Consider the following 19493-nt stretch of genomic DNA (forward strand, 5'->3'; position numbering starts at 1 on the left):
CCCAGGTTCTAGCCTGGGGGGACGCGGCATTTCCAGGACCGACCGCCAGGGCCGACTGCCATGGCCGCGGCCGTACCGAGAGAACGAGGCACAGAATGACCGACCCGGTGACGCTGGACGGCGAGGGCACGATCGGCGAGTTCGACGAGAAGCGCGCCGAGAACGCCGTGCGGGAACTGCTCATCGCGGTCGGGGAGGACCCGGACCGGGAAGGGCTCAAGGAGACCCCGGCGCGGGTGGCCCGGGCCTACCGGGAGATATTCGCGGGCCTGCGGCAGCGCCCCGAGGACGTGCTGACGACGACGTTCGACCTCGGTCATGACGAGATGGTCCTGGTGAAGGACATCGAGGTCATGAGCTCCTGCGAGCACCACCTCGTCCCCTTCGTCGGTGTCGCCCACGTCGGCTATATCCCCTCCCATGACGGGAAGATCACCGGGCTGTCCAAGCTGGCCCGGCTGGTGGACGTCTACGCCCGCCGCCCCCAGGTGCAGGAGCGGCTGACCACGCAGATCGCCGACTCGCTGATGGAGATCCTGGAGCCGCGCGGTGTGATCGTGGTGGTGGAGTGCGAGCACATGTGCATGACCATGCGCGGAGTGCGCAAGCCGGGCGCGAAGACGATCACCTCGGCCGTCCGGGGCCAGCTGCGTCACCCGGCGACCCGCAACGAGGCGATGAGCCTGATCATGGCGCGTTAATTTTGCGGTTCTTCTCCTCCGGGGCGCTTTAGTCGAGATTCTCAGGCTCGACGTGCTCAGCCGCTCGTTCCTCGCGGCTTCCGCGCGACTCACCTGAGAACTCGACGCGCCCCTTTGGCTCAGAGCCGACCTCGGGTGGAGCGAGCCGTCACACGGAGCTAATCACCGGCAGAGCCACGTTGAGCGAATCCGGTGGCGAAGCTTCCACGGGAAATCCCAGGGTGGAGCCGCACGGCGGACCCACGGGCGGACCGCGGGTAGACGCGGCCGGGGGAGCCGCCCAGAGGCAGTGCGGAGCTGGCAGACGCGTCCAGGAGCCGGCCCGGCGGGGTCCGTCGGTCAGGCGTGGGCGGGGCCGGTGTCGGTGGGGTGGGAGGGGTCGCTGTCTTCCGGGAGTCGGCAGACCCGCTCCAGGAAGAGGGCCGCCGCGATCACCGCGATGCCCGCGACCACGGAGAAGCCCGCGTAGATGGCCTGGTCCCGGCGGGCGGGGATGTCCAGCGAACCGAGCAGATAGACGCCCGTACCGCCGTAGACCCCGCTGACCAGCGCGGCGACCAGCGCGCTTGCCTGGCCGAAGACGACCGCGCGGGCGGCCATCATCGGTTCCACGCCCTTGGCGCCGGGACGCCGCTCGCGCTGGGCCTTCAGCCGCGCCCGCAGCGACAGGGCCGTCGCCAGGAGGATCGCCGCGATGGCGGCGAGCACGATCGGGGCCGCCAGGGGCACGCTCGGCAGGGAGCCGAAGGACTCCCAGAGCCGGGCTCCCGCCCAGGACAGGACCCCGGCCCCGGCGAAGAGACCGGCGAGGACACCGAGCCGTAGTTGCTTCACCGAGGGAGCCGCCCTTTCTCACCAACCCAAGGGCCCCGCGGCCCGCTGACGCATGTCGAGACTAACGACTAATCGGGCAGCCGCAGTTCCAGGTCGGCGCGTGCGCTCACACCGGAGAGCCCGATGGCGGCCAGCAGTTCGGCGACCGGACCCCGGCCCGGCAGGCTCGCCTCCGGCTCCAGGTCGTGCCAGGGCGCCAGGACGAAGGCACGCTCATGTGCCCGGGGGTGGGGCAGGGTGAGTACGGGATCGGCGGAGACGACGTCCGCGTAGGCAACGATGTCGACATCGAGGGTGCGCGGTCCCCAGCGCTCCTCACGGACCCGGTCGAACGCCTCCTCGATCGCCTGGCCGCGCTCCAGCAGGGAGTCGGGGGGCAGGGTGGTCTTCACGATGACCACCGCGTTGAAGTACGAGGGCTGGGAGCCGGGCTCCACGCCCCACGGCTCCGTCTCGTACACGGGGGAGACCGCCTTGACCCGGACGCCGGGGGTGTCCTCCAGGGCGTCGATCGCGCCCTGGAGGGTCTCCAGCCGGTTGCCCAGGTTGGAACCGAGGGCGAGCACCGCCCGGTGCGGGTTGGAGAGGGTCACGTCGGCCGCGTCGACCTGCTCCACCACGGAGGCGGGCACGGGCTGGACGGTCGGGTCGCTCATACTCGGCTCCGGGTGATCGTGATGGTGACGTCGTCGAAGGGGACGGTGATCGGCGCGTCCGGCTTGTGGACGACGACCTCGACCTCCTCGACGCCTTCGTGCCGGAGACAGGTCGTCGCGATCCGCTCGGCGAGCGTCTCGATGAGGTCGACCGGCTCGCCCTCCACGACGGCGACGACCTCCTCCGCCACGACGCCGTAGTGGACGGTCTTCGCCAGGTCGTCGGAGGCGGCCGCGGGGCGGGTGTCCAAGCCCAGCACCAGGTCCACGATGAAGGTCTGCCCCTCCTCGCGCTCCCGGGGGAAGACGCCATGGTGCCCGCGGGCCTTCAGGCCGCGCAGCGCGACACGATCCACAACGAATCACTCCTGCTCTCGTAGGTCGGGCGGACAGGGGCGCGGGTGAACGCGGCCCGTGTGCCCATTCGAATCTACCCGTGGGCTCTGACACCGCTCGTGCACGGGGTGCCGTGGCGGCGGTCCGGCCTCAGGGAGGGGCCGTCCCGCCGCGAGGGAAGCGGCCCGGGGCCCACCCGGAAGGGGCACCGCCTCCGCTGCCGAGGAGCCCCCACCGGGGATGAGGGTGTCAGACGGCGGGAGGTTCCGAGGGGTCGGCGTCGGAATCGGACTCGGTGAGGACGGGGGAGCCGTGGTGGGACCAGAGTTTCCAGCCGTCCGGGGTGCGCCGGAAGATGTTCGTGGCGACCACGAGCTGCCCCACCAGCGGTCCCAGCTCGCCGCCGTCCTCCGCGGGCCCGCCGCTGAGGATGTTCTCCGTACAGGTGACCAGGGCGGTGTCCCCGGCGAGACTGACCTTCACATCGGTCAGGAAGAACTGGATGTACTCGGTGTTCGCCATGATCAGGGCGTAGGAGCGCAGCACCTCGCCGCGCCCGCTGAGCACCGGCCAGCCCGGGTGGACACAGGAGACGTCGTCGTCCAGCCACAGCTCGGAGAGACGGTCGAAGTCGCCGCGCTCCATCGTCTCGTAGAAGGTGGTGTTGGCTTCCTCGACCTGCTCGATGTCGGTACGGCTCACCGGGCCGCCCCGACGGCCCGTGCCACCCGGACGGCGTCGGCGGTGGCCCGGACCTCGTGGACCCGTACGGCCCAGGCGCCCTCGTGCGCCGCGATGGCGGAGATGGCGGCGGTGGCGGCGTCCCGCTCCCGGGCGCGGGGCGGGGTGCCGTCCTTGGCCAGGACATGGCCGAGGAATCGTTTCCTGGAGGCGGCCACCAGCAGCGGTCGGCCGAGCGCGTCGAAGTCACGGATATGGGCGACGAGGGCCAGGTCGTGGCGGGCCTCCTTGGCGAACCCGAGACCCGGGTCGAGGACGACGCACTCCGGGTCCACCCCGCCGTCCACGACGGCGTCCAGCCGGGCCCGCAGCTCGTCGATGACCTCGGTGACCACATCGCCGTAGACCGCGCGGCTGTTCATGGACTCGCTGAAGCCGCGCCAGTGCATGACCACGAAGGGGACGCCCGCCGTGGCGACCACACCGATCATCGCGGGGTCGGCGAGGCCGCCGCTGACGTCGTTGACGAGCACGGCACCGGCCTCCACGGCCTGCTCGGCCACCCGGGCCCGCATGGTGTCCACGGAGACCGTGACGCCCTCGGCGGCGAGCCCTCGCACCACCGGGACGACCCGGCGCAGCTCCTCGTCCTCGTCGACCCGGCTGGCACCGGGCCGGGTGGACTCCCCGCCGACGTCGACGAGGTCGGCCCCGTCGGCGACGAGGTCGAGGCCGCGCTTGACCGCGGCGGTGGTGTCGAACCAGCGACCGCCGTCCGAGAAGGAATCGGGCGTCACATTGACGACCCCCATGACCGCACAGCGGCCCCACTCCGGCAGTCCGCGCAACGTACTCATGCGTCCAGCGTAGGGCGTTTCCTATGGATCTTGCTGGGCACCCGGCCCGTCACCCCCGAGCGCTCGTGCCCGCCACCCAGGGAGGCGCACGGTGGGCCGGTGCGCCCGGCTCGCGGGCCCGCCCTCCCCGCCCCTACCTCCTCGTCCGGGGCGGGTGCGGCCTGCCGTGGGGCCGCGGCGTGTGTCCTTCGTATCGCGTACGGGAGGCGACCGCCTTCCGTACGCGTGCCGCGGGGCGCGCCCCTCCGTGGTCGGGGGCGGGGTTGTCGTCGGCTCGTCAGGCGACGCCGACCGGCGTCCGGGGCGGGGACGCCGGGGCGGGCGTGGTCTCGGACGCCGGTCGGACATGGGCGCAGGGGCGGGCGGGGCGCGGGGTGCGGCGGGGCAGGGAGAGGGCGACGAAGCCCTCCGCGCGCATCGCCGCCATCCCGATGCGGGGCAGATCACGGGTGGTGCGGAAGACCACGAAACGAGGTTCCCAGCGCGGCCGGAACTTGGCGTTGAACTTGTACAGGGACTCGATCTGGAACCAGCGGGAGAGAAAGACGAGCAGGCCCCGCCAGAGGCGCAGCACCGGCCCGGCGCCCAGCCGCTCGCCCCGGGCGAGCGCGGAGCGGAACATCGCGAAGTTCAGGGAGACCCGCTTGACGCCCAGGTCAGGAGCGGCCTGAAGGGCGGCGACGATCAGCAGTTCATTCATACCGGGGTCGGCGGCGCGGTCCCGGCGCATCAGATCCAGGGACATGCCGTCATCGCCCCAGGGCACGAAGTGGAGGACGGCCTTGAGGTCCCCGAGGGGGGCGGTGGTGGCGTCGGGGTCGTCATTGTGCGCGGTGGCGATCACCGCGTCCCCGTCGGCGGGGTCGCCGATCCGGCCGAGTGCCATGGAGAAGCCGCGTTCCGTGGTGGTGCCGCGCCAGGCGTCGGCGGCGCGGCGGACGCGCTCCAGTTCCTCCTCGGGGAGATCACGGGCGCGCCGCACCTGGGTGGTGTATCCATGGCGCTCGATGCGCTTCACCATCTGGCGCACATTGCGCATGGCGCGCCCGGAGAGGGAGAAATCCGCGACATCCACCACCGCCTCGTCGCCCAGTTCCAGCGCGTCCAGCCCGGTCTCACGGGTCCACACCTCGCCGCCGGTCTCCGAGCAGCCCATGACGGCGGGCGTCCAGGAGTGGGCCTTGGCCTCGTCCATGAAGCGCTCGATGGCGCCGGGCCACGCCTCGACGTCCCCGATCGGGTCGCCGCTGGCGAGCATCACCCCGGAGACCACGCGGTAGCAGACGGCGGCCTTGCCGCTGGGGGAGAAGACCACGCCCTTGTCGCGGCGGAGGGCGAAGTGGCCGAGGGAGTCGCGGTGGCCGTGGCGCGCGAGCAGCTCCCGCAGCCTGCGCTCGTCGTCCTCGGTGAGGCGCGCGGCGGGGTGCTCGGGGCGCAGGGCCAGATAGATGGTGGTGACGGCGGTCAGCAGACCGAGCGCGCCGAGGGAGTAGCCCACGGTCCAGGAGGCGTCGCCGTCGTAGCGGATGGGGCCCTCGGCGCCGATCAGTCCGAGGACGGTGTGCTCCAGACGCTGGGCGAGTCCCGGGCTGCCCTGGAGCCGGTCGGGGTGGGCGCTGACGATGAGCAGTCCGAGCCCGAGCGAGCCCGTGCCCATGAGGACGAGGTTGGCCAGGGCCCGCCAGCGGCCCCGGGGGTCGGGCAGGGCGGCGAACTCGCGCCGGTGGAGCAGCAGCAGCGCCAGCAGTGCCAGGGAGATGAGCACTCCGGCGATCGACTGGCGGTGGACGAACTGGAGCACCGCGCCCACGGGCAGCAGCACCACGGCGGCCCGCCAGGCCCGGCGCTTGTTGCGCTTGAGTCCGTGTGCCAGCAGCAGGAGCAGCACGCCGACGCCGAGCGCGAGGGCGGCGGCGAACGGGCCGGTGGTGCCGGGCAGCACCTCGGTCAGGGAGTGGAACCGGCTGTGCCGGAACGACGGGAAGATCCCCGCCGCGATGTCCATCAGGCCGACGAGGGCGCAGGCCGTACCGATGAGTGAGGGGATGGATTCCGGCCGTGGGCCGCGCAACAGCCGCAGCGGCCGGGGCAGCTGGCGCCCAGCCCCTGGAACCAATCCTGATTTGTCCCCATCTATCGTTGCAGACATCGCTACCCGTGGCTCCGCGAGAGATCGTGTGTCCGAAAGCCGTAGGTCGGTCGGGCTCCGGATGATTTGCGCTCTTGAGGACGGACGATCGCGGGGCTGGGTTGCCCCGTCGCGACAAAATCTCGGCAAGATCCCGGGAGAACACGGGAAAAATCAGGAAGGAACCGGGCTGATGGGCCTCACCAGCGGCGCCGTGCTCGCCATGGCGGTGGCGGGCGCCGCCGCGCTCTTCGCCGCCACCATCTGGTTCTGGCCCCGGCTCGCGGGCCGTACCCGGCGCGCGGTCCTCGGCCGGATCGCGCTGCTGCTGGCGGCGCAGTGCGCGCTCTTCGCCGCCGTCGGGCTCGCCGCGAACCGCGCGTACCTCTTCTACGGTTCGTGGTCCGACCTCCTGGGGCGCGAGCAGGACCTCGGGGTGGTCGTGGACCACTCGGCGGGCGGCAAGCGGGTCGCGGTCGTCGGGACGCAGGCGCCCGACGTGCCCGGGGGCTCCCGGCCGGAGCGGGGCGGGCAGATCCAGAAGGTCGTGGTGGCGGGCGAGCGTTCGGGCATCGACAGCCCCGCGTACGTCTATCTGCCGCCGGAGTACTTCCAGCCCGCGTACGCGAAGCGGACCTTTCCCGCGGCGGTCGTGCTGACCGGCTACCCCGGCACCGCCGAGAACCTGATCAAGGGGCTGCGCTATCCGCTGACCGCCCACAAGAAGGCCAAGGAGGGCACGGTCCAGCCGATGGTCCTGGTGATGCTCCGGCCGACGGTCGCGCCGCCGCGGGACACCGAGTGCGTGGACGTCCCCAAGGGGCCGAAGACCGAGACCTTCTTCGCCGAGGACCTGCCGTCCGCCATCTCCGGGAGCTACCGGGTCGGCACCGCCGCCCGCAACTGGGGCGTCATCGGGAACTCCACCGGCGGCTACTGCGCGCTGAAGCTCGCGCTCCACCACCCCGACCGGTACGCGGCGGGGGCGGGCCTGTCCGCGTACTACAAGGCGGCCGAGGACCTCACCACGGGTGATCTCTTCCAGGGCGACGGGTCGGCGCGGCGCCACGCCGACCTGCTGCGGAGCTTGGAGGGGGCCACGCAGCGGACGACGTCCTTCCTGGTGACCAGCTCCCGTCAGGGCGAGCCCAACCTGGCGGGCACCCTGCGCTTCGTCGACCTGGCGAAGAGCGTGGTGCGGCCCCCCGGGAAGGTGTCGTCGATCATCCTCGACAGCGGGGGCCACAACTTCCACACCTGGCGGCGGGAGATACCGCCCGCCCTGGAGTGGCTGAGCGACCGCCTCCGCGCGACCTGAGAGCCGGGTTCCGCGCCGCCGGGCGGTCTGACTCCGTGCCGCCTGGCGTCTGCCTCGGTGCCTGACCGCTCGGCTCCGCGCCCCAGGGACGGTCTGTCTCCGCGCCCCAGGGACCCGCCCGTCCGCATGGCGTCGGGACGTCCGTGTGCGCGTCGCCCGGACGCTCCGCGCGCTGGATGGAGGCGTGTCCCGCGTCTCCATCGTCTTCGCCGTCTCCGCCGTCTCCGCGCCGCCTAGGGAGCGCGGCGCGGGTCAGGGGCGGGCGATGGAGTCCACGGTGACCTCGGTACGGGGGATCTCCTGGGCGTCCGCGTCGATCGACCGCCGCAGCGCCTCGTGCAGACCGGCGGGCGTCAGCACCCCGAGGAACCGGCCCGTCTCCTCCTCGTCGATGACCGCGATCCACCCGGCGTCATGCTGGAGCATCGTGGCGAACGCCTGCTTCAGCGACGCCCCCAGCGGCAGCCACGCGTCCATGCGGCGGGCGTGGTCCCGCACCGTCCCCCGCTCGCGGGCGCGGTCGGCCGAGATCCAGCCGTGGAGATCCCCGGCGGCGTCCAGGACGACGGCCCAGCGGGCGTCCAGTTCGCGCGGGAGCGGGTCGTCGAGACGGACGACGGGCGGCTGTTCCAGGTCGCTCTCCTCGATGGGCGTGACCGAGAGCCGCTTGAGCCCACGGTCCGCGCCGACGAACTCCGCCACGTACGGGGTCGCGGGTGCGCCGAGTACCGCGGCGGGCGGGTCGAACTGCTCGATCCGCCCCTCTCCGTACACCGCGATGCGGTCGCCGAGGCGGACGGCCTCCTCGATGTCATGGGTGACGAAGAGGATGGTCTTGCGGACCTGGGACTGAAGCCGCAGGAACTCGCTCTGGAGGTGGTCGCGGACGACGGGGTCGACCGCGCCGAAGGGCTCGTCCATCAGCAGCACCGGCGGGTCGGCGGCGAGCGCGCGGGCGACGCCGACGCGCTGGCGCTGGCCGCCGGAGAGCTGCTCGGGGTAGCGGTCCCCGTGGACGGAGGGATCGAGTCCGACGAGGTCGAGCAGTTCGGCGGCGCGCTCGCGGGCCTTGGCGCGGCCCCAGCCCAGGAGGTGGGGCACGGTCGCGGTGTTCTCCAGGACCGTCTTGTGCGGGAAGAGACCGACCTGCTGGATGACGTAACCGATCCGGCGGCGGAGCCGGACCGGGTCGACGGTGGAGATGTCGTCCCCGTCCAGGAGTATCCGGCCACTGGTGGGTTCGATGAGCCGGTTGACCATCTTCATCGTGGTGGTCTTGCCACACCCCGACGGGCCGACGAGGGTGACCAGTTCGCCCTCGCTGACCTCGAACGACAGGTCGTCGACGGCAGTTGTCCCGTCCGGATAGCGCTTGGTGACGTGCTCGAAGCGGATCATGGCTCTCCCTCGTGGCGCGGTGGTTGTGAAGGCCATGTTGCCGCCCTGTGGCTCTTCCGACGATTGTCAGTGGCCGGGGTTAGGGTCATCGGACATCGTTCATACGTTCTGTCGGGGGAGTTCCGGGTAGCCGGAGTCCGTTGGGGATGTCCGGTCCCGGGGGAGGGGGTGGAGCGTGGGCACACGGCTGGCCGCCGAGAGCTGTCTGACGGCCAATGACTGGATCTGCGGCGAGTATCTGCGCACCCGTGGTCAGGAGCTGACCGAGGCCACGGTCGAGCATGTCGGGATCACCGTGGCGTCGGTGCTGATCGGGCTCGCCATCGCCTTCCCGCTGGCACTGCTCGCCCGCTCCCGGCCCGCCTTCGCCGGGCCGGTGCTCGGCCTGACCACCCTGCTGTACACGATTCCGTCGCTGGCGATGTTCTCGCTGCTGCTGCCGGTGTTCGGGCTCTCCGCCGCCCTGGTCGTCACAGGTCTGGTGCTCTACTCGCTCACCATCCTGGTTCGCAACATCCTGGCGGGTCTCGAAGCGGTGCCCGCCGAGGCCCGCGAGGCCGCGCGCGGCATGGGGTACGGGCCGCTGCGGATGCTCTGGGAGGTGGAACTGCCGCTGGCGCTGCCCGCCGTGATGGCGGGGCTGCGGATGGCCACGGTCTCCACCGTCGCGCTCACCACCATCGGCGCCCTCGTCGGCCGGGGTGGCCTCGGTGATCTGATCGACGACGGGGTGCAGACCACGTTCAAGGCGCAGGTGCTGACCGCGTCCGTGCTCTGTGTGCTGCTCGCCGTCGTGGCCGATCTGCTGCTCCTCGGGCTCCAGCGGCTGCTGACACCATGGACCCGGATCCGGGTCCGGGCGGGGGTGGCGTGATGGGCGTGGTGGCCGACGCGTGGACCTGGCTGACCACGGGCACCAACTGGGACGGCGAGAGCGGTGTCTGGAACCGGCTCGGTGAGCATGTGTACGTCAGCGGGGTCGCGCTGCTGGTGGCCTGCGCCATCGCCCTGCCGATCGCGCTCTGGCTGGGACATCTGGGCAAGGGCGGCGCGGTCGCGGTCAACCTCTCCAACGCCGGGCGGGCGATCCCCGTCTTCGCGGTCCTCGCCCTCTTCATGCTCACCCCGCTGCGGAGCGAGGGCTATCTGCCCACCATCGTCGCCCTGGTGCTCTTCGCCGTGCCGCCGCTGCTGACCAACGCCTATGTCGGGATGCGCGAGGTGGACCGGGCGGTGGTGGAGGCGGCCCGGGGCATGGGCATGTCGGGGCGTCAGGTCTTTCTGCGGGTCGAACTGCCGCTGGCCTATCCGCTGCTGATGACCGGACTGCGTTCGGCCGCCGTCCAGGTCGTCGCCACCGCCACGATCGCCTCCATGGTCGGCCAGGGCGGGCTCGGCCGGATCATCACGGCGGGGTTCAACACCTACAACACCCCTCAGGTCGTCGCCGGGGCGCTGCTGGCGGCGCTGCTCGCGCTGCTGGTGGAGGGCGTGCTGGTGGCGGCCGACCGGCTGCTCGGCCCGCGTCGTACGGCGACGGCACGCGACAGTGGAGGCCGCCCCGGACGTGATGGGCGCCCCGGCCGTACCGCGCCCGTCACCCCCGTACCGAGTACTCCCGTATCGAGTACTCCCGTATCGAGTCGGGCACGCGGATGAGCCCGCGCGCCACCCCTGGATGGAGAACCTGATGAGCAAGATCTCGCGAACCGCGGGAGTGGCCCTGGCCGTGGTGGCCCTGACGGGCTCGCTCGCCGCCTGCGGCGGCGACAGCCTGGAGGGCACGAAGGGCGGCGACGGGCAGGGTTCGGGCGACAAGGGCTCCCTGGTGGTGGGTTCGGCCTCGTTCACCGAGTCCAGAATCCTCGCGGAGCTGTACGCGGGCGTCCTCGCCGACGCCGGATACCGCACCAGCGTCACCACGGTGAAGAACCGTGAGCTGTATGAGCCCTCCCTGGAGAAGGGCGAGATCGATGTGGTCCCGGAATACGCGGCGACCCTCGCCGAATTCCTCAACGCGAAGGTGAACGGGGTGAAGGCCCCCGACGAGAACCCCGTCGCCTCCAGCGATGTGAACGCCACCGTCGCGGCCCTGACCAAGCTCGCGGAACCACGTGGACTGAAGGTTCTTCCGCCCGGACCGGCCGTCGACCAGAACGCGTTCGCGGTGAGCGAGGAATTCGCGGCGAAGAACAAACTGAAGACACTCAGTGATCTCGGCAGGTCAGGGCTGAAGGTGAAGATAGCGGCGGGTGACGAGTGCGAGGTGCGGCCGTTCTGCGCCCCCGGCCTCAAGCGCCTCTACGGCATCGATGTCACCGGGATCGACCCCAAGGGCGTGGGCACCCCGCAGTCCAAGCAGGCCGTGCGGGACGGGGTGGATCAGCTTGTCCTGACCACCACCACCGACGCCGTGGTGGAGGGTCTGGTCTTCCTGGAGGACGACAAGAAGCTCCAGAACGCGGACAACGTCCTGCCCGTGGTGAACGCGAAGGACGCGGGCGACGCGGAGATAGCCAAGGCGCTCGGCAAGGTCACCACGGCACTGAGCACGGAAGCGCTCGCCACGCTCAACCGCAAGGTCGACCAGGACCGGGAGAAGCCCAAGGACGTGGCCCAGCGTTTTCTGGAGTCCCGTGGTCTGACCGGAAAGTAAGAATGCGTCATGAGAGCCCACCAGAACCAGGGGAGAGCCGGGAGCGGGTGGTCAGCCGTGAGATCCAGGGAGATCCCGCTGGAGTAACTCCGTTGAGAAGGCGGATGGCGAGGGATCGGGAGAGATCCGGAGGGACCGGGGGAAGACAAGTGCTGGGCCGCTATCCCGTGCGGCGTGCGCGCACGGTAAATTTCACGCCATGCCTCGTGGACGTCACCGTCATTCCCCGCCCCTGCACAGGCTGCTGCCGCCCTCGCTGGTCGCCGGTACGGCGGTGCTCTGCGCCGCCGGAGCGTGGCTGCTGACGGAACCTCTGGTGCTGCGGATCCTGGCCAGCGGGGCCGCCGTCGCCGCCGTCAGCGGCGCGGTCATCATGCGGTCCTGGGACCGTTCGGCCGGACTCCAGGTCGCCGACCTCGCCCGGGGGCGTGCGAGTGACGCCTGGCAGACCGAGGAACGGATAGCCGAGCTGGAGGCCGAGACCGAGGAGGCCCGCGAGCTGCGCGCCCGGCTGGAGACCAAGCTCCGCGCCAAGCGGGTGGAACTGGCGGCCCTGCGCGGTGAGCACGCCGCCCTGCTGCGGCGCTACGCGACGGCGGAGACGGAGCGCGCCAGCGCGCTGGAGGGCCAGCGGCAACTGGCCATCGAGGCCGACACGGAACTCGTGCGCACAGGGGCCGCCGAAGGCGCCGCGGGCGCCGGGCATCCGGACGACACGGACAGCACGGATGGCGCCGCGGGCGCCGGTCGGGCCGCTGTCCCCGGCGCGCGGGGGTCTGCTCCCGCGCTGACCGGCGCGGCGGCCCCCAAGGCGCTGGTCGCGGGTCCGGGTGCCAAGCACGCCACCGCTGCCGGCAGGGCCGTCAGCGCCCCCGCCACCGCGTCGCCTGGCGCCCCCTCCGCCGCACTCTTCGAGCGCGCCGCCAAGGCGCTGGACGACCTCTCCCGCGACGGGGCCGCGCGGCGGGCCACGCGGGCCGCCGAGGCCACGCCGGATGCCCCCGCCGGGCGGACCGGGGAGGGGGAGGAGCCGCAGGGGAAGCCCTCGGCGGGCGCCGGGGCGGGGCAGCTCGCCCACCCGGCGGCCGCCGCCTCCCCCGTACCCTCCGTGCCCCCCGTATCCGCCGCCTCCCCCGTACCCGCCGCCGCGATCGTCCCGTACGGCGCCCGGCGCACGGAGAGCCCCCGTGCCGAGGGCGGTTTCGACTTCTTCGGCACACAGCAGGGCGCGCCGGAGCGGCCGGTCCCCGCGATCCCGTCGGCGCACTCCGTCCGCGTCGCGGCCGTGCAGGAGGAGGACCTGGCCGATGTGGTCGGCGAGGAGGCGCTGGCCGAGCAGCGGACCGAGGAGGCGCGCGCGGCCCGGGACGTCATCGATCTGACCGCGCACGACGAGACCGAACAGCTCGACCTCGGGGCTCTGCGCAACGCCGCCGGATAAGGCGCGGGCAGGGCCGCCGGGTCGCCCGGCCGACCGGGCCCCTGGTCTGTCCGGGGCCCTGGGCGCGTCCCTCTGTCGCGCGCACCTCTGGGCTCGTACGGACGGGTGCTCGTGGTGCCGCGCCCTGGCTCCGCCGGCCCCGGGGCGTGGCCGCCGTACCGCCTCTCCCCGTCCCCGGCCGGTGCGCGGACCTACTTGTCGATGTCCCCGACGACGAAGAAGAACGAGCCGAGGATGGCCACCATGTCGGGGACCAGCGTGCCCGGCAGGAGTTCGATCAGCGCCTGGATGTTGTTGTACGACGCGGAGCGCAGCTTCAGGCGGTAGGGCGTCTTCTCGCCCTTGGAGACCAGGTAGTAGCCGTTGATGCCGAGCGGGTTCTCGGTCCAGGCGTACGTATGGCCCTCGGGTGCCTTGAGTACCTTGGGGAGCCGCTGGTTGATCGGGCCCGGCGGCAGCTCCGCGAGCCGGTCGAGACAGGCGTCGGCGAGGTCCAGCGCGTTGTGCGTCTGCTCCAGCAGCACCTCGAACCGGGCCAGGCAGTCGCCCTCCGGGCGCGTGACCACCTTCAGGGTGTCGCGCAGCTCCCCGTACGCCAGGTACGGCTCGTCCCGGCGCAGGTCGAAGTCGACGCCCGAGGCACGGGCGATGGGACCGCTGACACCGAAGGCGTGCGCGGTCTCGGGGGGGAGGACACCGACCGCGCGGGTACGGCCCCGGAAGATCTCGTTGCCGAGGACCAGCCGGTCGTAGACGTCCATACGGGAACGCACCTCGGCGACCGTGTGCCGGGCCCGGCCCGTCCAGCCCGCCGGAAGGTCCTCCTTCAGGCCGCCGACCCGGTTGAACATGTAGTGCATCCGGCCGCCGGAGATCTCCTCCATCACGTTCTGGAGCTCCTCGCGCTCCCGGAAGGCGTGGAAGACCGGGGTGATGCCGCCGAGCTCCAGCGGATAGGAGCCGAGGAACATCAGATGGTTGAGGACCCGGTTCAGCTCGGCGAGCAGGGTGCGCATCCACACCGCGCGCTCGGGGACCTCCATCCCGAGCATCCGCTCGACGGCCATGACCACGCCCAGCTCGTTGGAGAAGGCGGAGAGCCAGTCGTGGCGGTTGGCCAGCATCACGATCTGGCGGTAGTCGCGGGCCTCGAAGAGCTTCTCCGCGCCCCGGTGCATATAGCCGATGACGGGTTCGGCGTGCTGGATGATCTCGCCGTCCAGGACGAGACGGAGGCGGAGCACTCCGTGCGTGGAGGGGTGCTGGGGGCCGATGTTGAGCACCATGTCGGTGCTTTCCGCGGCGCCGCCGATGCCGAACGTGGTCTCCGTCATGGGGTCAGTATCCCCCGGGAGGCGCGGGGGTGGGACGGGGCGTGGGCGGCTCCCTGGTCGCGGGCGGGCCGGTCGGTGGTCTGGCCGCCGCGTGGTGGCGCGTACACCGGTGGTCTGGGCGGCTCCTTGGTCGCGCGTATGCCGGTCAGCGGTCAAGGTGGCTCCGTACGGCCGTTGGCGCTCAAGGCGGCTCCTTGGTCGCGCGTATGCCGGTCAGCGGTCAAGGTGGCTCCGTACGGCCGTTGGCGCTCAAGGCGGCTCCTTGGTCGCGCGTACGCCGGTCAGCGGTCCTGGCGGAGCCACCAGAAGTCGCCCAGTCCCCCGCGCGCCAGCAGTTCTCCCGCCTCCCCCGCCCGCGCCAGGGCGCGGACGTACTCCTTCGGGTTCCGCGAGGCCAGCTCCAGCGAGGGGCGGGAGGCCGAGACCCCCAGCGTGAGCAGAGCCTCCCGCTGGGTGGTCAGCCGCGCCCCTGGCAGCGCGCACGCGTCCACGGCGACATGGGCGGTCAGATCACGGCTTCCGTCCGGCACCGGCCGTACCTCTCGGCCCGCCTGGAAGCCGGTGAGCGTCCCGAAGAAGGGCCGGGTCTCCTTCGTATGCCCGTAGTCCACGGCGATGGCGGTGCCCGACCGCAGGGATCCCACGGCCCGGGCCCAGGCGGTGTCGCGCGGGCGGCCGATCTCGGCGCGGGCGCCGGGTTCGGTCAGCGGCCACCAGCGGGCGAGCCAGTCGGCGTCGGGGCCGGTGACCGGGGGGCCGAGCCGTTCGCTGCCGTCGGCGGCGACGAGGACCCGGCGCGGGACGCCGTCGTCGTCGGCCTCGGCCACGTCGACGGGCACGTTGTCGAGCCACTCGTTGGCGAAGAGGAGCCCGCTGACCCCGGCGGGGGGCTCGTCCAGCCAGGTCACCCGGGGGTCGAGCCCGGCGGGACGGGGAGCGCGTTCGATTCCGTACGCCCGGACCGCCGCTCCGGGCGGGAGCGCGGCGAGCACCCCCGTCAGCAGCTCCCCGCGGCCCGCGCCGAGGTCGACGAAGGCGGGTTCGGCGAGCCCGTGGGCCTCGGCGGTCTCCAGGAGGAGCCGGGCGACGGCCGAGGCGAAGAGCCGGGAGGCGTGGACGGAGGTACGGAAGTGACCCGCGGGCCCCTCAGGGCGCAGATAGAAGCCCTCCGGTCCGTAGAGAGCGGTCTCGGTCGCCTCGCGCCAGCCCCGCCAGCTCTGCCCCCCACCAAGGGAGGGGGCGGGATCGGCAGGGTCCGAACCGGTGTCCCCGCCCAGGTCGGGCGCCGTGTCCGTCCCCAGCTCCCCGCCAGCACCCGCGGCCCGGTCGTCCTGCCATCTTTCACGCGTCACACGCACAGTCTCCACCTTGGGGAGTACGCACCAGCCGCTCGGATCGCTCTGACGGTTGACCCCTACACCAGTCAGCCTTCCCTACGCTGGGTTACGTGCAGCGTGTCTATGACTTCTTCCGGCGACACCCGACCTGGGTCGACTCCTTCTGGGCCGTGACCCTGTCGGTGTTCACTCTGGCGGTCATGACGGCGGACCCCGCCTTCGCCAAGCCCACCGGGTACTTCGTGGTCCCGGTCGTGGTGGGGCTGGGCCTGGTCGTGGCCCTGCGCCGGCGGATGCCGGAGAAGATGCTGGTGCTGGCGGCCGTCACCGGCCTGGCCCAGCTGGTCGTCGACGTCTCCATCAATCCCAGCGACTTCGCCCTGATGGTGATCGTCTACACGGTCGCCGCCCAGGACTCACCCCGCTGGGCCCGCAGCCTCGCGCTCATCGGCGGGTTCTCCGCCGCCACACTCGCCCAGATCCGCTGGCCGTCGGAGAACGCCAGCGCGGGTCAGCAGATCTTTCTGACCGTGGTGCTCACGGTCCCCTTCGTCCTCGCCTGGGTCCTCGGCGACTCGGTACGGACGCGCCGGGCCTACTTCGCCCAGCTGGAGGAGCGGGCGATGCGGCTGGAGAAGGAGCGCGAGGCCCAGTCGAAGGTCGCCGTCGCCGCCGAGCGCGCCCGGATCGCCCGCGAGCTGCACGATGTCGTCGCCCACAACGTCTCCGTGATGGTGGTCCAGGCCGACGGCGCCGCCTATGTCCTGGACGCCGCCCCTGACCAGGCCAAACAGGCCCTGTCGACGATTTCCACCACCGGTCGGCAGGCGCTCGCCGAGATGCGCCGACTGCTGGGCGTGCTGCGTACCGGGGACGATCCGGAGAGCGGTGAGTATGTGCCGCAGCCGGATGTGGGCCAGATCGAGGAGCTGGTGGAACAGGTCCGCAAGGCCGGGCTGACCGTCGACTTCAAGATCGAGGGGACCCCGAGGCCACTGCCGAGCGGGGTGGAGCTCACGGCGTACCGGATCGTCCAGGAGGCCCTCACCAACACGCGCAAGCACGGGGGTCCCGAGGTCGGCGCCAGCGTGCGGCTGGTCTACTTCGACGATGGCCTGGGACTGCTGGTGGAGGACGACGGCCGCGGGGCCCCGCGCGATGTCTACGAGGACGGCGGCGCCGACGGACAGGGACACGGGCTCATCGGCATGCGCGAGCGGGTCGGTATGGTCGGCGGCACGCTGGACGCGGGGCCACGGCCGGGCGGCGGGTTCCGGATCAGCGCGCTGTTGCCGCTCAAGACTGGATGAGAACCGCGGGAGAAGGGACGTGCGGCGCCTCGGCGCGGGGGCGGGTGGGTGCGCGGCGTCCGTGGGCCGTACACCGGCTGCCGCGGGACGCCGTACGGAACCGCTGCCGTGTGGATCGCGTCGTACGGCGCCGTACGGGACCACTGCCGTACGGCGCCCGTGTACGGAACCGCTGCCGTACGGCCGTGTACGGGACCGCTGCTGTACGGAACCGTATGGAGCCGCCCGGCGTGCGCCGCTCACACGGCGTCCGACATCGTCCGCCTCCCGTCACCGTCACCGACCCCACCGAACTACGAGAGATCGAGGACCCTCTGACATGTCCATCCGAGTGATGCTCGTCGACGACCAGGCGCTCCTGCGTACCGGCTTCCGGATGGTGCTCGCCGCCCAGCCCGACATGGAGGTCGTCGCGGAGGCGGGCGACGGCGCGGAGGCGATCGATCAGCTCCGCGCCACGGCCGTGGACGTCGTCCTGATGGACGTCCGGATGCCGAGGCTGGACGGTGTGGAGGCGACCCGCCGGATCTGCGCCGCGCCCCAGCCGCCGAAGGTGCTGATCCTGACCACCTTCGATCTGGACGAGTACGCGTTCTCCGGACTGAAGGCCGGTGCCAGTGGATTCATGCTCAAGGACGTGCCGCCCTCCGAGCTGCTCGCCGCGATCCGCTCGGTGCACAGCGGGGACGCGGTGGTCGCGCCGTCCACCACGCGCCGTCTGCTGGACCGTTTCTCCCCGATGCTGCCCAGCGGCCCCGGCGAGCCGGGCAACAAGGAACTGGACCGTCTCACCGAGCGCGAGCGCGAGGTGATGATGCTGGTCGCCCAGGGCCTGTCCAACGGTGAGATCGCGGCCCGGCTGGTCCTCTCCGAGGCCACGGTGAAGACCCATGTCGGCCGCATCCTCACCAAGCTGAACCTCCGCGACCGGGTGCAGGTCGTCGTCCTCGCGTACGAGACGGGCCTGGTGCGCGCGGGCGGCGGTGGCGGTGGCGCGGGGCGCTGACCGGGTGCCAGGGGGCTCGCGGGGGGCCCGTACCGACGGGCCGCTCGGAAGCTGTGGACCGGGGTCAGACACCTTCGTAGCGTCTGACGCTCGTCCCCACGGTCGGGGCGGGTGTCGGGGCGGGTCTCGTCGGGTCAGCGCAGGACCGTCTCCAGGAAGTCGCTGCCGAGGCGGGCGACGGTGGTCATGTCGAGCTGGTGCAGGACGTACCGGCCGCGCCGCCGCGTCGTGGTCAGCCCGGCCTTCTTCAGCACCGCGAGATGCCGGGAGACCTCGGGCGCGGTGATGCCGAACGAGTTGGCCAGTTCGCTGGTGGTGTACGGAGTGCGGGCGAGGTTGCGGCACAGGCGCATCCGCAGCGGATGGGCCAGGGCCTCCATCCGCAGCTGGAGCAGTTCGACGGGGGCCGGTCCGGGCAGCCCCGGCGAGGCGATCGGATAGTGGATCACCGGGCGCCACCCCGGCGCGTGCAGCACCATCAGATGCGGCCAGCCGAAGCTGGACGGCACCAGGGTCAGCCCCGGCCCGACCGCGGAGTCGACGGCGGTCGTCCGCCCCTCGGCGAGTTTGTCGGCGGTGATACGGGAGTGCCGCTCGTCCACCGTGAGCGCGCCCGACACGGCGTGCAGCGCGTCGGCGAGTCCCTTGCGGCGCAGCACCTCCGTCTTGTGGCGGGCGTCGGCGGCGAGCTGGGGAGCGACCCGGCGCCAGGTGTCCGCGAAGAACGCCTCCTCACAGTCCTCGAAGAGCCTGCGCACCCAGGCGCGCACTCCGGCGGGGTCGCGCAGCAGCCGCTTGGTGAAGTCGAGCTGCCGGGGGCCACGGGTCGCCGCGAGATCCAGCGCGCGCTCACGGCGGCCGGGGTCGCTGAGGGCGGAGGGGCCTCCCGCCGTGTAGTCGCTGGAGCAGCTGAACTCCAGGGCCGCCGAGACGAACCGTTCGTCGTCGAGCCGGTCCAGCACATCGAGTTCGCCGGCGAGGGTGAGGGCCTGGCCCACGCCCCGGACTGGTCCGGTGGGCGTGGCCGGTCCTGCGGGGGCGGCGGGCGTGGCTGCTCCGGTGGGCGTGGCGGCCGGTCCTGCGGGGGCGGGGAGTGGGGCGGATGGGAGGAGTGGGGCGGACCGGGTCGGTGGGGTGAGTGCGGGGAGCGCGGCGTCCGCGGGCAGACCGGCGAAGGGCAGGAAGACGTCCGAGAACGTCGTCCGCCACAGGAAGTCCGCCTCATGGAGCCGGTCGGCGAGGCAGGGCGGGAGCGCGGTGGCCGTCGCGGTGGCCCAGCCGTGCAGCCCGGGGTGGTGGCCCGGCTCGGACAGGGCGTGGAGGGCGACGCCCAGTTCCGCGAGGGGGTGGATGTCGAAGGCGATGCGCTCCTCAGGGAGCCCGCTGATGTCGATGGTCACGCTCACACGCCCCATGGTGCGGGGTCGGGCCGATCCACGCGTCATCGGTTGACGGTGCTCGTCAATCGAGGTGACCCGGGGAGCGGCGGCGAACGAACGT

Annotated in this window: 18 protein-coding genes; 8 read left to right on the top strand and 10 right to left on the bottom strand. The window is 72.1% G+C overall.

All coding sequences use genetic code 11. The annotated features are described in order from the left end of the window. Positions 1-95: 95 nt before the first annotated feature. Positions 96-701 (top strand): GTP cyclohydrolase I FolE, encoded by a 606-nt coding sequence (folE, locus tag ACFVIM_RS01885; RefSeq protein WP_384297313.1) that lies wholly within the window; start codon positions 96-98, stop codon positions 699-701. 339 nt (positions 702-1040) lie between these two features. Here folE and ACFVIM_RS01890 read toward each other — a convergent pair whose 3' ends face one another. The 6 genes from ACFVIM_RS01890 to ACFVIM_RS01915 form a co-directional block, all read right to left on the bottom strand. Beyond that, positions 1041-1535 (bottom strand): DUF3180 domain-containing protein, encoded by a 495-nt coding sequence (locus ACFVIM_RS01890; protein ID WP_384297314.1) that lies wholly within the window; start codon positions 1533-1535, stop codon positions 1041-1043. A gap of 68 nt (positions 1536-1603) precedes the next feature. Further along, positions 1604-2191: a 2-amino-4-hydroxy-6-hydroxymethyldihydropteridine diphosphokinase gene (gene folK, locus ACFVIM_RS01895; protein WP_384297316.1), complete on the bottom strand. Its 588-nt coding sequence runs from the start codon at positions 2189-2191 to the stop codon at positions 1604-1606. Continuing rightward, a complete protein-coding gene (gene folB, locus ACFVIM_RS01900) occupies positions 2188-2547 on the bottom strand; it encodes a dihydroneopterin aldolase (RefSeq protein WP_384297317.1) in 360 nt (119 codons plus the stop codon). The genes folK and folB overlap by 4 nt, the downstream gene beginning before the upstream one ends. Positions 2548-2776: 229 nt before the next feature. After that, positions 2777-3229 (bottom strand): nuclear transport factor 2 family protein, encoded by a 453-nt coding sequence (locus tag ACFVIM_RS01905; RefSeq protein WP_384297319.1) that lies wholly within the window; start codon positions 3227-3229, stop codon positions 2777-2779. Continuing rightward, positions 3226-4065 (bottom strand): dihydropteroate synthase, encoded by an 840-nt coding sequence (gene folP / locus ACFVIM_RS01910; protein WP_384297321.1) that lies wholly within the window; start codon positions 4063-4065, stop codon positions 3226-3228. The genes ACFVIM_RS01905 and folP overlap by 4 nt, the downstream gene beginning before the upstream one ends. 277 nt (positions 4066-4342) lie before the next feature. After that, positions 4343-6214: a phosphatidylglycerol lysyltransferase domain-containing protein gene (locus ACFVIM_RS01915; RefSeq protein ID WP_384297322.1), complete on the bottom strand. Its 1872-nt coding sequence runs from the start codon at positions 6212-6214 to the stop codon at positions 4343-4345. 172 nt (positions 6215-6386) lie between these two features. On the opposite strand from ACFVIM_RS01915, the gene ACFVIM_RS01920 reads away from it, so the two are divergent. Next, positions 6387-7511, top strand: a complete 1125-nt coding sequence (locus ACFVIM_RS01920; RefSeq protein WP_384297323.1) for an alpha/beta hydrolase — start codon at positions 6387-6389, stop codon at positions 7509-7511. Positions 7512-7763: 252 nt separating this feature from the next. Here the strand turns inward: ACFVIM_RS01920 and ACFVIM_RS01925 are convergent, their stop codons facing one another. Then, a complete protein-coding gene (locus ACFVIM_RS01925; protein ID WP_384297325.1) occupies positions 7764-8909 on the bottom strand; it encodes an ABC transporter ATP-binding protein in 1146 nt (381 codons plus the stop codon). A gap of 187 nt (positions 8910-9096) precedes the next feature. Between ACFVIM_RS01925 and ACFVIM_RS01930 the strand changes: the two genes are divergently transcribed. From ACFVIM_RS01930 to ACFVIM_RS01945, 4 genes are all read left to right on the top strand, one after another. Then, entirely contained in the window at positions 9097-9783 is a 687-nt protein-coding gene (locus ACFVIM_RS01930) for an ABC transporter permease (RefSeq protein WP_384297384.1), read from the top strand. Continuing rightward, positions 9783-10568, top strand: a complete 786-nt coding sequence (locus ACFVIM_RS01935; protein ID WP_384297326.1) for an ABC transporter permease — start codon at positions 9783-9785, stop codon at positions 10566-10568. Before ACFVIM_RS01930 ends, ACFVIM_RS01935 begins: the two co-directional genes overlap by 1 nt. 31 nt (positions 10569-10599) lie before the next feature. Next, positions 10600-11565, top strand: coding sequence for an ABC transporter substrate-binding protein (locus tag ACFVIM_RS01940; protein WP_384297327.1), 966 nt, complete (start codon positions 10600-10602; stop codon positions 11563-11565). Between the two features lie 199 nt (positions 11566-11764). Beyond that, on the top strand, positions 11765-13006 hold the full coding sequence (locus ACFVIM_RS01945; protein WP_384297329.1) for a hypothetical protein: 1242 nt from the start codon (positions 11765-11767) through the stop codon (positions 13004-13006). Positions 13007-13197: 191 nt separating this feature from the next. Here ACFVIM_RS01945 and ACFVIM_RS01950 read toward each other — a convergent pair whose 3' ends face one another. Both ACFVIM_RS01950 and ACFVIM_RS01955 read right to left on the bottom strand, forming a co-directional pair. Beyond that, positions 13198-14340 (bottom strand): NADH-quinone oxidoreductase subunit D, encoded by a 1143-nt coding sequence (locus ACFVIM_RS01950; RefSeq protein ID WP_384297330.1) that lies wholly within the window; start codon positions 14338-14340, stop codon positions 13198-13200. Between the two features lie 281 nt (positions 14341-14621). Next, entirely contained in the window at positions 14622-15617 is a 996-nt protein-coding gene (locus ACFVIM_RS01955) for an SAM-dependent methyltransferase (protein ID WP_384297386.1), read from the bottom strand. Positions 15618-15787: 170 nt separating this feature from the next. On the opposite strand from ACFVIM_RS01955, the gene ACFVIM_RS01960 reads away from it, so the two are divergent. Continuing rightward, entirely contained in the window at positions 15788-16987 is a 1200-nt protein-coding gene (locus ACFVIM_RS01960) for a sensor histidine kinase (protein ID WP_384297331.1), read from the top strand. Between the two features lie 319 nt (positions 16988-17306). Continuing rightward, entirely contained in the window at positions 17307-17993 is a 687-nt protein-coding gene (locus ACFVIM_RS01965; RefSeq protein WP_384297333.1) for a response regulator, read from the top strand. Between the two features lie 134 nt (positions 17994-18127). Here the strand turns inward: ACFVIM_RS01965 and ACFVIM_RS01970 are convergent, their stop codons facing one another. Further along, entirely contained in the window at positions 18128-19393 is a 1266-nt protein-coding gene (locus ACFVIM_RS01970; RefSeq protein WP_384297387.1) for a DUF5937 family protein, read from the bottom strand. Between the last annotated feature and the right edge of the window lie 100 nt (positions 19394-19493).

It is taken from the genome of Streptomyces sp. NPDC057638, from assembly GCF_042800315.1.
Classification (GTDB): Bacteria; Actinomycetota; Actinomycetes; order Streptomycetales; family Streptomycetaceae; genus Streptomyces.

Excerpts from the sequence above, each read along its gene's own strand:
- ACFVIM_RS01940 (WP_384297327.1), top strand. The coding sequence starts at position 10,600 with ATGAGCAAGATCTCGCGAACCGCGGGAGTGGCCCTGGCCGTGGTGGCC.
- folP (WP_384297321.1), bottom strand. The coding sequence starts at position 4,065 with ATGAGTACGTTGCGCGGACTGCCGGAGTGGGGCCGCTGTGCGGTCATG.
- ACFVIM_RS01945 (WP_384297329.1), top strand. The coding sequence starts at position 11,765 with ATGCCTCGTGGACGTCACCGTCATTCCCCGCCCCTGCACAGGCTGCTG.
- ACFVIM_RS01965 (WP_384297333.1), top strand. The coding sequence starts at position 17,307 with ATGTCCATCCGAGTGATGCTCGTCGACGACCAGGCGCTCCTGCGTACC.
- ACFVIM_RS01935 (WP_384297326.1), top strand. The coding sequence starts at position 9,783 with ATGGGCGTGGTGGCCGACGCGTGGACCTGGCTGACCACGGGCACCAAC.
- ACFVIM_RS01950 (WP_384297330.1), bottom strand. The coding sequence starts at position 14,340 with ATGACGGAGACCACGTTCGGCATCGGCGGCGCCGCGGAAAGCACCGAC.
- ACFVIM_RS01915 (WP_384297322.1), bottom strand. The coding sequence starts at position 6,214 with ATGTCTGCAACGATAGATGGGGACAAATCAGGATTGGTTCCAGGGGCT.
- ACFVIM_RS01925 (WP_384297325.1), bottom strand. The coding sequence starts at position 8,909 with ATGATCCGCTTCGAGCACGTCACCAAGCGCTATCCGGACGGGACAACT.
- folE (WP_384297313.1), top strand. The coding sequence starts at position 96 with ATGACCGACCCGGTGACGCTGGACGGCGAGGGCACGATCGGCGAGTTC.
- folK (WP_384297316.1), bottom strand. The coding sequence starts at position 2,191 with ATGAGCGACCCGACCGTCCAGCCCGTGCCCGCCTCCGTGGTGGAGCAG.
- ACFVIM_RS01920 (WP_384297323.1), top strand. The coding sequence starts at position 6,387 with ATGGGCCTCACCAGCGGCGCCGTGCTCGCCATGGCGGTGGCGGGCGCC.